Here is a 13,969-nt window from a genome sequence, read left to right as displayed (position 1 = left end):
ATCCGGCAAGGATGCCGTGGGGAGGTCCGCATGGACGCCATTTCGTCTCTCGATCCTTACGAGCTTTCCGACCGCTACGATCGCGAACGCGGCCGCGTCTTCCTCACCGGCACGCAGGCCATCGTCCGCATCGCGCTCGACCAGGTGCGGCGCGACCGTGCCGCGGGGCTGAACACGGCGGGCTTCATCTCAGGCTATCGCGGCTCGCCACTCGGCGGGATCGACCTCGAGCTGTGGCGCATCCACGAGCGACTGAAGCGGGACCGCATCGAATTCCTCCCCGCAGTGAACGAAGATCTTGCCGCGACCGCCGTGCTCGGCTCACAACAGGTCGAGACGCAAGCCGACCGCGAGGTCGATGGCGTGTTCGGTCTCTGGTACGGCAAGGGCCCCGGCGTCGATCGCTCCGGCGATGCGCTGAAACACGGCAACGCCTACGGCTCCTCACCGCATGGCGGCGTTCTGGTGGTCGCCGGCGACGACCATGGCTGCGTCTCGTCCTCGATGCCGCACCAGTCCGACGTCGCCTTCATGAGCTGGTTCATGCCGACGCTCCACCCCGCAAGCGTCAGCGAATATCTCGAATTCGGTGAATATGGCTACGCGCTGAGCCGCTTCACCGGCATGTGGGTCGGCTTCAAGGCGATCTCTGAGATCGTGGAATCCGGCGCGTCCGTCGCGCTGCGCCCACCGCGGGCCTTCCACCCGCCAGACTTCACGCCGCCACCCGGCGGCCTGCACTATCGCTGGCCCGATCTGCCCGGCCCGCAGATCGAGGAGCGGCTGGAGGCGAAGAAGCACGCGGTCTACGCCTTCGCAAAGGCTAATCCGATCGATCGTCACATCTACGACATCCCGGACGCCACCTACGGCATCGTCACCACGGGCAAGGCCCATCTCGATCTGATGGAAGCGCTGCGGCTGATGGGTCTCGACGAAGCGGACTGCCGCAGCATCGGCATCGACATCTACAAGGTCGGCATGGTCTGGCCGCTGGCGCTGCATGACGCGATGGCGTTCGTGAGGGGCAAGCGCGAGATCCTTGTCGTCGAGGAGAAGCGCGGCATCATCGAAAGCCAGTTCAAGGAATATTTTTACGATTATCCGGGCGAAAAACCCGAGCGCATGGTCGGTAAGCATGACGAGCAAGGGGCGCGGCTGATCTCCTGGACCGGCGAATTGTCACCGCGTGCGCTCGCTGGGGTGCTCGCACGCCGTCTCGATCCGATGTTCCCAGGCCTCAATCTCGCCGCACGCGCAGCCGGCTTGATGCCTGAGGCCTCGCGCACGATCAACGTCAGCGGTGCGACGCGTACGCCCTATTTCTGCTCGGGCTGCCCGCACAATACATCGACGAAAGTGCCCGAGGGTTCGAAGGCGCTGGCCGGCATCGGCTGTCATTTCATGGCCAGCTGGATGGACCGCGAGACATCGTCCCTGATCCAGATGGGAGGCGAAGGCGTGAATTGGGCCGCCTCGTCACGCTTCACCGGCAACAAGCACGTGTTCCAGAATCTGGGCGAAGGCACCTATTATCATTCGGGTTCGATGGCGATCCGGCAGGCGATCGCCGCCAAGGCCAACATCACCTACAAGATCCTGTTCAACGATGCCGTGGCGATGACCGGCGGCCAACCCGTCGACGGCCCAATCAGCGTCCACGCTATCGCGCACAGCGTCCGCGCCGAGGGCGTTGCGCGCATCGCGCTGGTGTCGGACGATCCGGCGCAATTTCCGCCAGGCGATCTTCCGGTCGGCGTGTCCCTCCATCCGCGCGAGAAGATGGACAGCGTGCAGCGCGAGCTGCGCGATATTCCCGGCGTCTCGGTGCTGATCTATCAGCAGACCTGCGCGACAGAGAAACGGCGTCGCCGCAAGCGTGGACAGATGATCGATCCCAAACGCTTCGCCTATATCAACGATCTCGTCTGCGAAGGCTGCGGCGACTGCTCGGTCGAATCCAACTGCCTCAGCGTCGAGCCCAAGGAGACGCCGTTCGGCCGGAAGCGCCGGATCAACCTCTCATCCTGCAACAAGGACTTTTCCTGCCTCAACGGGTTCTGCCCGAGCTTCGTCACCGTCGAGGGCGCGAGGCGCCGGAAGAAGGGCGCGAGCCGGATCGACGCGGTCGGCCACGCGGCCACGCTTCCCCTGCCCGGGCCCGCAACGCTCGACCGTCCCTATGATCTGCTCGTCACCGGCGTCGGCGGCACCGGCGTGATCACGGTCGGCGCGCTGATCGGCATGGCGGCCCACCTCGAAGGAAACGGTGTCTCGGTGCTGGATTTTACCGGCTTTGCGCAGAAATTCGGGCCGGTGCTGAGCTACATCCGGTTGGCCGCATCCCCCGACGCATTGCACCAGGTCCGTATCGACCAGGGCGCGGCCGATGCGCTGATCGGCTGCGACCTCGTCGTCAGCTCCTCGCCGAAGGCGTCCGGCACCTATCGAAAAGGTACGCGCGCCGCGGTCAACACCGCGGAGATGCCGACCGGCGACGTCGTCCGCTTCCGTGACGCCGATCTCGCCTCACCCGCCCGCCTGCGTGCGATCGGCCAGGTGATCGGCGACGGCAATCTCGACACCATCAACGCCAATGCGCTGGCCGAGCGCCTGCTCGGCGATGCCGTCTATGCCAATATCGTCATGCTGGGCTTTGCCTGGCAGCGCGGGCTGCTGCCGGTCTCGCTGTCGGCGCTGTTGCGCGCGATCGAGCTCAACGGCGTCGGGGTCGAAAGCAACAAGCAGGCTTTCGCCTGGGGCCGGATTGCAGCCGCCGATCCCGACTTCTTGCCGAAGGTGGACGAAGCGCCGAAGGCCGAGACGCTCGACCAGCTGATCGACCGCCGCGCCGACTTCCTCACGGCTTATCAGAACGATGCCTACGCAGCGCGCTATCGAGAGCGCGTTGCAAGTGTTCGCCATGCCGAAGCCAGCCTGAATAGCGAGGCATTGACCCAGGCGGTCGCGCACGCCCTGTTCAAGCTGATGGCCTACAAGGATGAGTACGAGGTGGCGCGCCTGCACATGCAGACCGGCTTCCTCGACGAGTTGAAAGGCGAATTCGAAGGCGACTTCAGCATCCAATATCACCTTGCCCCGCCGTTCCTGCCGTCGAAGCGCGATGCCCGCGGACGTCCGCGCAAGCACGCCTTCGGACAGTGGATCCAGATGCCGCTCGCCATGCTGGCGCGGGTGAAGGGATTGCGCGGGACGCCGTTCGATCCGTTCGGCTACACGGCGGAGCGGCGCGCCGAGCGGGAACTCATCACCTGGTACGATGGCGTCATCAAACGGCTGCTCGGCGGACTCGACGCGGCGCAACTGCCAAGCCTGGTCGCCATTGCAAAAGCGCCGATGGATATCCGGGGCTACGGGCCGGTTAAGGACGCCGCGATCGGGAAGGTGAAGGCCGAGGTCGAACGGCTGTTCGCCGAGCTCAATGCGCCATCACCTGCAAGGATGCGCGCCTACGGTTGACGGAGCGCCGACGAGACTTCAGCCTCTGGAGCCGAGGGGCGCCCTGATGGCGCTCCTGCAACCGGGTGACGCCTCATGGATTTCGACCAGTTGACCCTGACCCAGGCTGTGGCCGACCTCCGCGCCGGAAAAGTCACGAGCACCGCGCTCACGACGGAAGCTCTCGCCCGCGCCAAGGCCAATGCCGATCTGAATGCCTTCGTCACCCTGGACGAGGCCGGCGCTCTGAAGGCTGCGGCCGCATTCGACGCGAACGACAACAAGGACAAGCCGCTCGGCGGTGTTCCCATCGTGATCAAGGACAATATCGAGGTCACGGGGCTCCCCTGCAGCGCAGGAACGCCGGCGCTGAAGCATTACGTTCCGAGGGCCGACGCGCCGGTGGTCGCAAAATTGCGCGCGGCGGGCGCGGTCATCATCGGCAAGACCAGCATGCACGAGCTCGCTTTCGGCATCTCCGGCTACAACACCGCATTCAAGACCGGCGCGGAGTTCGGCGTGCGCAACGCCTATGACCGCACCCTGATCGCGGGCGGCTCCTCCTCAGGAACGGGCGTCGCGATCGGCGCGCGGATCGTCGCGGGCGGGCTCGGCACCGACACTGGCGGATCGGTCAGGGTCCCCGCCGCACTGAATGGATGTGCCTCGCTGCGTCCGACGGTCGGACGCTATCCGCAAGCTGGCATCGCGCCGATCTCGCACACCCGCGACACCGCGGGCCCGATGGCGGCGACCGCGGCGGATGTCGAACTCCTCGACCGCGTCATAGCAGGTGGCGAAGCCGTTCAGGCGGCCGATCTGAAGCAGATGCGAATCGGCATCGTGAGGTCGATGCTGACAAATCTCGACGCTGACACCAACGCCGCTTTCCAGGCAGCAGTGGCGAAGATGAAAGCGCAGGGTGTCACGATGGTCGAGATCGAAATGCCGCAACTGGCCGAGTTCAATGGCCAGGTCAGCTTTCCGGTCGCGCTGTACGAAGCCTATGACGATCTGGTCGCCTATCTGGACCACACCGGCACGGGCCTCAGCATCGAGGCGATGGCAAGGGACATCTCCAGCGCCGACGTCAAGGGCACCTATGATGGCCTGGTGATCCCGCGCAAACTGCCTGCCCCCGATGGCACGCTGGTTGACGCCAAGCCGATCTATGACGCCGCGATCAATAGTGCACGCCCCGCGCTCCAGGTGCTTTACAGCAGGACTTTCGCCGACAACCGGCTCGATGCCATCGCCTTCCCGACCACGCCGCGCGTCGCCATTGCCTCCAATCCGGATTCCAGCAGCCTCGAGAATTTCGGGTTGTTCATCCAGAACACCGATCCCGGCAGCAATGCCGGCATTCCCGGCATCCAGATCCCGATTGCGCTCGGCGCGGTCAGCAAACTTCCGATCGGACTCGAGCTGGATGGCCCTGCAGGCAGCGACCGCCGCCTGCTTGCGCTCGGCATGGCGCTTGAAAAAGTGTTCGGACGGCTGCCGGCGCCACCCCGCTCATGAATAGGGATTGATCAGCTTCTGCTGCTCGGCGCTGTGATGCACGAGCATGTCGATAAAGGTCCTGACCTTCGCCGACAGATGATGCCGGTGCGGATAGACCGCGTTCATCGACATCTCGACGGGACGATATTCGGGCAGAAGGCGAACGAGATGACCGGCTTCGAGATCGCCCTGGACGAGAAAACCGGCCATCAGGCAGACGGCAGCGCCTTCCAGCGCCACCTTTCGCAAGGCCTCACCGCTGTTGGTGATAAAGCTGCCGGAGATGCGCACCGATGCCGGCGTGCCCTTGCGATCGAAGAAGCGCCAATCTTCGCCGAACGGATAATTCAAGTGACGGGCGCAATTGTGCGCGGTGAGCTCATCGAGCTTCTGCACGCGACCGTGCCTTTCGAGGTAGTCGTGCGAGCAGCACAGCACGTGCCGCCAGGTTGCGAGGCTGCGAACGATCAGGCTCGAATCCGGCGGCGCGGTCATGCGCAGAGCAACGTCATAGCCTTCTTCGATGAGGTCGATTTCGGGCTCGCCCATCCGCAGATCGATCTTGAGCTCCGGATAGGTCGACAGGAGCTTCGCCACCACGGGCGCAACGAACGGCACCATGTGCGTGGCGACGTGGATCCGTAGCGTGCCGCGGGGCACCGACTGCAATTCGCTCGCGATATCGTCGGCCTGTTTGATTTCGGCGAGTATCTGGATGCAGCGGTCGTAATAGGCCTTGCCGATGTCGGTGAGGCTGACCTTGCGCGTGGTGCGCTGAAGCAGCCTCACGCCGAGCCGGTCTTCCAGCGCCTGGACGTGATTGCTCACCATGGTGGTCGACATGTTGAGCTTGCGGGCTGCTGCAGAGAAGCCGCCGGTCTCGACCACCCGGCTGAAGACTTCGAGACTGGTCAATCGGTCCATGCCGACTGATTATCCGCTCTTGAGAGATAATCGCAAGGAATTCCGTCCGATTATCCATCAAACCGCTCCTGCGGGCAGCGCGGATGCGTTAGCCGCAATCCCTCGACAGGCGCGGCAATCGCTCTGGGGCAGTCGTACCTCCGGCTCGATAGATCATACGGGCCAAGGCGAGATCCCGGGACTATCCACTGTCAGCGGATAATCCTTTCGGCATTTCGCTGATTATCGATCGGACGAGGAAGACCGATAGTCTGGGTCAGCCGAAGGAGACTGCCATGTCCGAGATGCCCCGCACCAAAAACTTTCAGCAAGCGACTGAAATACCGCAAGCTACCCCGACGGCGCCGGTGCGTGGTCCCGCCCGGAATACGGTCCGGCGGGCGGCGCTGGCGCTCGCGTTCCTTGCGGGCACGGCTGCGGTTGTCCATTACGGACACGACTACTGGGTCAACGGCCGTTATCTCGAGACAACCGACGACGCCTATGTGAAGGCCGACTCCACGATCATCGCGCCAAAGGTCTCGGGCTACATCGCCAAGGTGCTGGTCAGCGACAACGAAAAGGTCAAAGCGGGCCAGCTGCTGGCGAAGATCGACGACCGCGACTTCAAGGCGGCGCTCAATCAGGCCCGCGCCGATGTCGCTGCGGCGGAAGCGGCAGTGCGGAACCTCGACGCCCAGCTCGAACTCCAGCAGCCGATCATCGAGCAGAGCACAGCCGATGTCGCTGCTGCGGACGCGAATCTGAAATTTGCGCAGGAGGAGCGCGCCCGCTACGACGACCTGATGAAGTCGGGCTCCGGCACGATTCAGCGCGCGCAACAGACTGACGCCGCGTTGCGCGCCAGCAACGCGCAACTGCAACATGCCAGGTCGGGCCTCGTGGCCGCGCAACGCAAGGTCGACGTGCTCACGACCCAGCGCGCGCAGGCTACTGCCCAGCTCGAACATGCGCGTGCGGTCGCGGAGCAGGCGACGCTCAATCTCTCCTACACCGAGATTACCGCGCCGGTCGACGGAACGGTCGGCGCCCGCTCACTGCGCGTGGGACAGTTCGTGCAGGCCGGCACGCAATTGATGGCGGTGGTGCCGCTCGATGCGGTCTATGTCGTGGCGAATTTCAAGGAGACGCAGCTCACACATGTCCGCGCCGGCCAGCCGGTCGAGCTGCACGTCGACAGTTTCCGCAACCAGACCCTGCGCGGCCATGTCGACAGCCTGTCGCCGGCGAGCGGCCTTGAATTCGCATTGCTGCCGCCCGACAACGCCACCGGCAATTTCACCAAGATCGTGCAACGGGTGCCGGTGAAGATCGTGCTCGACGACCACAGCCTGACCGGCCTGCTGCGCCCCGGCATGTCCGCGGTGCCGACCGTCGACACCAAGCAGACCGTGCTGGCCGAGCGTGAGACGGCGAAGCATCTCGCCGACAACGCGGCCCGTCCGAACGGCGGTTGAAGCCGGAAAGGTCCGGCGGGACTATCAAGTCCTACCGGATGATCCTTCCCAAACTTGGTCGATTATCGAAACGAACTGCCTGATCCATCCTGTCTCCGTAACCGAGACGAGGCTTCCATGAGCACGCTCCAACCGACCGTTAATACCACGGCCGATATCCCCGCTCCCGTCGCGGCCCCCGCAACGCCCGCCGTCTCGACCAAGACCTGGATCGCCGTGATCGGCGCGACGCTCGGCGCCTTCATGGCGGTGCTGAACATCCAGATCGTCAATGCCTCACTCGCCGATATCCAGGGCGCGATCGGCGCCGGCATTGATGACGGCGGCTGGATCTCGACCTCCTATCTGATCGCGGAGATCGTGGTGATCCCGCTGTCCGGCTGGCTGGCGCAGGTGTTCTCGATCCGCATCTATCTCCTCACCAATGCGGTCCTGTTCCTGGTCCTGTCAGCCGCCTGTGCGTTGGCGCAAGACCTGCCGCAGATGATCGTGCTGCGGGCGGTGCAAGGGTTTACCGGCGGCGTGCTGATTCCGATGGCGTTCACACTCATCATCACATTGCTGCCGCGCGCCAAGCAACCCGTGGGCCTTGCGCTGTTCGCGCTGTCGGCGACGTTCGCGCCCGCGATCGGCCCGACCATCGGCGGCTATCTCACCGAGAATTTTGGCTGGCAGTACATCTTCTATGTCAACGTTGTCCCCGGCACGATCATGGTCGGCATGCTCTGGTACGCGCTCGATGCAAAGCCCATGAAGCTGTCGTTGCTGCGCGACGGCGACTGGGCCGGCATCATCACCATGGCGATCGGATTGTCGGCGCTGCAGACCGTGCTCGAGGAAGGCAACAAAGACGACTGGTTCGGCTCGCCCTTCATCGTCAAGCTGTCCGTCATCGCGGCCGTGGCGCTGAGCGCCTTCCTGATCATCGAGCTCACCGTGAAGAAGCCGCTCCTGAACCTGCGTCTGCTGGTCCGCCGCAATTTCGGCTTCGGCATGCTCGCGAATTTCCTGCTGGGAATCGCGCTCTACGGCTCGGTGTTCATCCTGCCGCAATATCTGGCCCGCATCCAGGGCTACAATGCCGAGCAGATCGGCATGGTGCTGGCTTGGACCGGCCTGCCGCAGCTGGTGCTGATCCCGCTGGTCCCGCGGTTGATGCAGAAGCTCGATGCGCGGCTCATCATCGGCGTCGGCTTCGTCCTGTTCGCGGCCTCCAACTTTATGAACATCTACATGACCGGCAACTATGCCGCCGATCAATTGCTCTGGCCCAATGTGGTTCGTGCGATCGGCCAGGCGCTGGTAATGGCGCCGCTGTCTGCGGTGGCGACCTCAGGCATCGAACCGGAGAACGCGGGCTCGGCCTCCGGCCTGTTCAACATGATGCGCAACCTCGGCGGCGCCGTCGGCATCGCGCTGTTGCAGACCCTGCTGACCAAGCGCGAGCAGTATCACTCCAACGTGCTGATGCAGTCAGTCTCGCTGTTCGAGCAGGCGACGCGGACGCGGCTGGAACAGCTCACCCAATACTTCGTCAATCACGGCATTCTCGATCGGGCGGACGCGTTGCATCGCGCCTATGTTGCGATCGGCCATATCGTGCAGAAGCAGGCCTATATCCTCGCCTTCAGCGACACCTTCTATCTGCTCGGCGTGGCACTGATCGTCGCGCTGATCGCCACCCTCTTCCTGAAGAAGGCCGGCCCCGCCTCGGCCGGCGGCGCCCACTGACATCACCCCAGCAAGCAAGGAGAACGACCATGAAACCCCGCATGAATTTCTACCAGGCCGCACCCGACACGATGAAGGCGCTGATGGCACTGGAAGAGCAGATCCAGTCGACGGGCCTCGAGAAATCGCTGATCGAGCTCGTCAAGATCCGCGCGTCGCAGATCAACGGCTGCGCCTTCTGCATCAACATGCACACCGAGGACGCCCGCAAGCGCGGCGAGACCGAGCAGCGCATCTATCTGCTCAACGCTTGGCGCGAATCGCCGCTCTACACCGACCGCGAGCGCGCCGCGCTGGCCTGGACGGAATCAGTGACGCTGATCGCCGAGACGCACGCGCCTGATGACGTCTACGAGCAGGTCCGCGCGCAATTCTCCGATGCGGAGACGGTGAACCTGACCATGCTGATCGGCGCCATCAATGCCTGGAACAGGCTAGCGATCGCGTTCCGTGCGGTTCACCCGGTAAAGGTGAAGGCGTCGGTGGCGTGAGGTGCTGACGCATGAGGCCAAACTGCCTCAATACATTCGCCTGTCATGCCCCGGCTTAACCGGGGCATCCAGTACGCCGCGGCTTCTCGAGTCCAGCACTCCCGTCACGGAGTACTGGATCGCCCGGTCAAGCCGGGCGATGACGGCGGTGGGTAGCTTAAACCGCCGTCGCCTTCGCGAACTCCACGTAGATCTCGCGCAGCCGCATGGCGATCGGGCCGGGCTTGCCGTTGCCGACCTTCTTGCCGTCGATCGCAACCACCGGCTGGACGAACAGCGACGCCGAGGTGGCGAAGGCTTCCTTGGCGGCGAGCGCCTCGGCGACCGTGAAGGAACGCTCTTCGACGCGGAGCTGACGCTCTTCCGCCAGCGCCACCACCGCCTTGCGGGTGCAGCCCGGCAGGATCGCGTTGGAGTTCTTGCGGGTCACGATGACGTCGTCCTGGGTCAGGATGAACGCTGAAGACGAACCGCCTTCGGTGACGTAACCGTCTTCCAGCATCCAGGCTTCGCCCGCACCGGCTTCGGCCGCGGCCTGCTTTGCCAGCACTTGCGCCAGCAATGCTACGCTCTTGATGTCACGCCGCTCCCAGCGGATGTCGGGCACGGTGATCACATTGATGCCGGTCTTGGCCGAGGCGGCGTTGATGATGTCCTTCTCCGACGTGAACATCACCAGGCTCGACTTGACGTCGCCCTTGGGGAAGGCGAAGTCGCGGCCCTTGTCGGCGCCGCGGGTGACCTGGAGATAGACGAGGCCGTTCTCGACCTTGTTGCGTGCAATCAGCTCCTGCTGGATCTCGGTGATGCGCTCGCCCGTCTCCGGGAGCCTCAGCTTGATCTCGCCGACCGAGCGCTCCAGCCGCGCCAGATGCGAGGCATTGTCGACCAACTTGCCGTCGAGCACGGCCGAGACCTCATAGATGCCGTCGGCGAACAGGAAGCCGCGATCGAGGACCGAAATTTTGGCGTCCGAAAGCGGGACGAATGAGCCGTTGACATAGGCGATCGGATCCAAGGCAGGTCTCCTGGTGGGAATAGGGATTACCCGCTGGTATAAGGGATTTGTCGGTGCCACGAAACCCTCAACCCGTCATTCCCGACCGGCGCCAGGAGGCACGTCGCGGAATGACAGTGGGATCAATGCGACAGAATCTTCGACAAGAACTTCTGCGCGCGGTCGCTGCGGGGCTTGCCGAAGAAATCGTCCTTCGGGGCGTCCTCGACGATCTCGCCGCGGTCCATGAAGATCACGCGGTTGGCGACCTTGCGGGCAAAGCCCATCTCGTGCGTCACGACCATCATGGTCATGCCCTCATGGGCGAGGTCTACCATGACGTCGAGCACCTCGCTCACCATTTCGGGGTCGAGCGCCGAGGTCGGCTCGTCGAACAGCATGACGATGGGATCCATCGCGAGCGCGCGGGCGATCGCCACGCGCTGCTGCTGGCCGCCGGACAGGTTCGCGGGAAATTTTTGCGCCTGTTCCTTCAGGCCGACCCGCTCCAGCAGCTGCATGCCTTTCGCCACCGCCTTGTCGCGCGACCGGTCGAGCACCTTCTGCTGCGCGAGGCAGAGATTATCAATGATCTTCAGATGCGGAAACAGCTCGAAGTGCTGAAAAACCATGCCGACACGCGCGCGCAGCTTGGGCAGATTGGTCCTGGGGTCGTTGACCTTAGTGCCATCGACGCTGATGTCGCCTTTCTGGAATGGCTCCAGCGCGTTGACGCATTTGATCAGCGTCGACTTGCCTGATCCCGACGGACCGCAGACCACGACCACCTCGCCCTTGGCGACGCTGGTGGTGCAGTCGGTCAGCACCTGGAAGGCCGGGCTGTACCATTTGTCGACGTGGCTGATCTCGATCATGGCAAACTCTATCGAATGATGGCGATGCGCGCCTGCAGGCGGCGAACGCCGAAGGACGCGATACAGGAGATGGTGAAGTAGACGATCGCTGCGAATAGATACATTTCGACCAGACGGCCGTCGCGCTGCGCGACCTTGCTAGCCGCACCGAGGAAATCGGTGATCGACAGCACATAGACCAGTGAGGTGTCCTGGAACAGCACGATGGTCTGCGTGATCAGGACCGGCAGCATGTTGCGGAAGGCCTGCGGCAGAACGACGTAGCGCATGGTCTGGGCGTAGGTCAGGCCGAGCGCGTTGGCTGCGGCCGGCTGGCCGCGCGAGATCGACTGGATGCCGGCACGCATGATCTCGGAGAAGTACGCGGCCTCGAACATGATGAAGGTGATGAGCGAGGACGCGAACGCGCCGACACTGATCGGACGCGACGCGCCAGTTACCCATTGCCCGATATAGGGCACCAGGAAGTAGAACCAGAAGATCACCAGCACCAGCGGCAGCGAGCGCATGAAGTCGACATAGACGCCCGCGATGCGGCCCAGCACCTTGTAGCCGGACAGCCGCATCAGCGCGATCGCCGTGCCGAAGACGAGGCCGCCGAGTGCAGCAAGCCCGGTCAGCATCAGCGTGAACGTCATGCCCTCATAGAATAGATAGGGCAGCGTGCGGATGATGACCCCGAAATCAAAATTGCTGAACATGGCGCTACTTCCCCGTGATGTAGCCGGGGATCGCGACCCAGCGCTCGAGGAAGCGCATCGCGGTCACGACGACGGCGTTGACGAGGAGATAGAGGATGGTCGCAGCGGTGAAGGCCTCGAACACCTGGAACGAGAATTCCTGCATCGAGCGCGCCTGGCCGGTCAGTTCGAGCAAACCAATGGTGATGGCCACAGCCGTGTTCTTGATGGTGTTGAGGAACTCGGACGTCAGCGGCGGCAGGATGATGCGAAAAGCCATCGGCAGCAGGATGTAGCGATAAGCCTGCAGGGTCGTCAGGCCGAGTGCGGTCGCCGCCATCTTCTGCCCGCGCGGCAGCGATCCGATGCCGGCCTGCAACTGCACGGCGACGCGCGCCGACATGAAGAACCCGATGCCAATCGCGGCCGTCCAGAACGGCGCGTTCGGCAGTTGTTTCAGCCACAATCCCGCGGACCTTGGCAACACTTCCGGCAGCACGAAAAACCACAGGAAGAGCTGCACCAGCAGCGGCATGTTGCGGAAGAATTCAACATAGGCAAAGCCGAACCAGTACGCTCCCTTCGACGGCAGTGTGCGCATCACGCCGACGATCGATCCGGTGATCAGCGCGATGATCCAGGCGAGCGCACCCGTCTTGAGGGTCAGCACCAGGCCCGACAACAGCATGTCGAGATAGGTGCCGGTCCCCATCGGGTTCGGCTGGAAAAAGATTCCCCAGTTCCAGTTGTAGTTCACGTGTCCCCCGCGCGAACGCGCCAGTCATCGATGTCCTGGCGCCTATGCAAATGTCCGGCCATCCTGGAGTCAAGATGGCCGGACACGATCCCGATCGAAAGATCGAGGTTATAGCTTACTTATAATCGTCCGGGTTTGGCGAGTCCGTCGGCTTGGCAAACTCGTTCTTCAGCTCGGCCGAGATCGGCGTGTTGAGATTGAGGCCCTTCGGCGGGATCTTCTGCGTGAACCACTTGTCGTAGATCTTCTGGCCCTCGCCGGAGGTGTAGAGCGCAGCGGTCGCCGCGTCGACGACCTTCTTGAAGGCCGCGTCGTCCTTGCGCAGCATGATGCCGTAGGGCTCAGGCTTGGAGAACGCGTCCTTGGAGATGACGTAGTCATCGGGCGACTTCGAGCCGGCAACGAGGCTCGCGAGCAGGATATCATCCATCACGAAGGCGACCGCACGGTCGGTCTCGACCATCAGGAAGGCCTCGGCGTGGTCCTTGGCCGGAATGATGTTTGCGCCGAGGCTTTTTGCAACATTGGCCTCGGTGAGCTGTTTGATGTTGGTGGTGCCGGCAGTGGAAACCACCGATTTTCCCTTGAGGTCGTCAATCGCCTTCAGGCCACTCGACTTCTTGAAGACGTAGCGGCTGGCGGTCAAATAATGGGTGTTGGTGAAGGCAACCTGCTTCTGGCGCTCGGCATTGTTGGTGGTCGAGCCGCATTCGAGATCGATGGTGCCGTTCGCCATCAGCGGGATCCGGGTCGCCGAGGTCACCGGATTGAGCTTGACCTCGAGCTTGTCGAGCTTGAGCTCCTTCTTCACGGCGTCGACGATCTTGTAGCAGATGTCCATCGCGTAGCCGATGGGCTTCTGGTTGTCGTCGAGATAAGAGAACGGGATCGAGGAGTCGCGGAAGCCGAGCGTAATGGCGCCGGTGTCCTTGATGTTCTTGAGCGTGCCGGTCAGCTCCTCGGCCCCGGCCTGGCCGACGGCGAAGGTCGCGGCGAGCGCGAGGCCGATGCTACGGAAATGTTTCACGTTTTGGTCCCCTTTCAGGATGATGCCGGCGGGATGCAAGCACAAATTGGGTTGGAATAGAATGTGAC

11 protein-coding genes are annotated in these 13,969 nt (G+C 63.3%); 5 read left to right on the top strand and 6 right to left on the bottom strand.

Going from position 1 to position 13,969, the window contains the following annotated elements; genetic code table 11:
• Nucleotides 1-30: 30 nt before the first annotated feature.
• Both ACIPUD_RS13735 and iaaH read left to right on the top strand, forming a co-directional pair.
• Entirely contained in the window at nt 31-3,480 is a 3,450-nt protein-coding gene (locus ACIPUD_RS13735) for an indolepyruvate ferredoxin oxidoreductase family protein (protein ID WP_446480835.1), read from the top strand.
• A 75-nt stretch (nt 3,481-3,555) separates the two neighbouring features.
• The gene (iaaH, locus tag ACIPUD_RS13730) at nt 3,556-4,980 is read left to right on the top strand and encodes an indoleacetamide hydrolase (protein ID WP_018453389.1); all 1,425 of its coding nucleotides are present in this window, start codon (nt 3,556-3,558) and stop codon (nt 4,978-4,980) included.
• Here iaaH and ACIPUD_RS13725 read toward each other — a convergent pair.
• Nucleotides 4,975-5,886: a LysR family transcriptional regulator gene (locus ACIPUD_RS13725; protein ID WP_446480834.1), complete on the bottom strand. Its 912-nt coding sequence runs from the start codon at nt 5,884-5,886 to the stop codon at nt 4,975-4,977. The genes iaaH and ACIPUD_RS13725 overlap by 6 nt on opposite strands.
• Before the next feature lie 275 nt (nt 5,887-6,161).
• Here ACIPUD_RS13725 and ACIPUD_RS13720 point away from each other — a divergent pair, with 275 nt between their 5' ends.
• The 3 genes from ACIPUD_RS13720 to ACIPUD_RS13710 all read left to right on the top strand — a co-directional run bounded on the left by ACIPUD_RS13720 (nt 6,162) and on the right by ACIPUD_RS13710 (nt 9,565).
• Nucleotides 6,162-7,343 carry an HlyD family secretion protein gene (locus tag ACIPUD_RS13720; protein ID WP_247299327.1) on the top strand — a complete coding sequence of 394 codons (1,182 nt, stop codon included), beginning with the start codon at nt 6,162-6,164 and terminating at the stop codon, nt 7,341-7,343.
• Nucleotides 7,344-7,460: 117 nt separating this feature from the next.
• On the top strand, nt 7,461-9,074 hold the full coding sequence (locus tag ACIPUD_RS13715; protein WP_204512426.1) for an MDR family MFS transporter: 1,614 nt from the start codon (nt 7,461-7,463) through the stop codon (nt 9,072-9,074).
• A gap of 29 nt (nt 9,075-9,103) precedes the next feature.
• Nucleotides 9,104-9,565 (top strand): carboxymuconolactone decarboxylase family protein, encoded by a 462-nt coding sequence (locus ACIPUD_RS13710; RefSeq protein WP_231190233.1) that lies wholly within the window; start codon nt 9,104-9,106, stop codon nt 9,563-9,565.
• A gap of 157 nt (nt 9,566-9,722) precedes the next feature.
• Here the strand turns inward: ACIPUD_RS13710 and ACIPUD_RS13705 are convergent, their stop codons facing one another.
• The 5 genes from ACIPUD_RS13705 to ACIPUD_RS13685 all read right to left on the bottom strand — a co-directional run bounded on the left by ACIPUD_RS13705 (nt 9,723) and on the right by ACIPUD_RS13685 (nt 13,901).
• Nucleotides 9,723-10,583: a D-amino-acid transaminase gene (locus ACIPUD_RS13705; protein WP_446480833.1), complete on the bottom strand. Its 861-nt coding sequence runs from the start codon at nt 10,581-10,583 to the stop codon at nt 9,723-9,725.
• A 122-nt stretch (nt 10,584-10,705) separates the two neighbouring features.
• Nucleotides 10,706-11,437: an amino acid ABC transporter ATP-binding protein gene (locus ACIPUD_RS13700; RefSeq protein ID WP_018453383.1), complete on the bottom strand. Its 732-nt coding sequence runs from the start codon at nt 11,435-11,437 to the stop codon at nt 10,706-10,708.
• Nucleotides 11,438-11,445: 8 nt separating this feature from the next.
• The gene (locus ACIPUD_RS13695) at nt 11,446-12,138 is read right to left on the bottom strand and encodes an amino acid ABC transporter permease (protein WP_018453382.1); all 693 of its coding nucleotides are present in this window, start codon (nt 12,136-12,138) and stop codon (nt 11,446-11,448) included.
• A gap of 4 nt (nt 12,139-12,142) precedes the next feature.
• Entirely contained in the window at nt 12,143-12,874 is a 732-nt protein-coding gene (locus ACIPUD_RS13690) for an amino acid ABC transporter permease (protein ID WP_026232522.1), read from the bottom strand.
• Between the two features lie 115 nt (nt 12,875-12,989).
• Complete coding sequence (locus tag ACIPUD_RS13685; RefSeq protein WP_026232521.1) at nt 12,990-13,901, bottom strand: amino acid ABC transporter substrate-binding protein; 912 nt, start codon at nt 13,899-13,901, stop codon at nt 12,990-12,992.
• Between the last annotated feature and the right edge of the window lie 68 nt (nt 13,902-13,969).

This window comes from Bradyrhizobium sp. CAR08 (genome assembly GCF_052871955.1).
The sequence above is the reverse complement of the archived record's forward strand: the minus strand, read 5'-3'. Positions and strand labels throughout refer to the sequence as shown.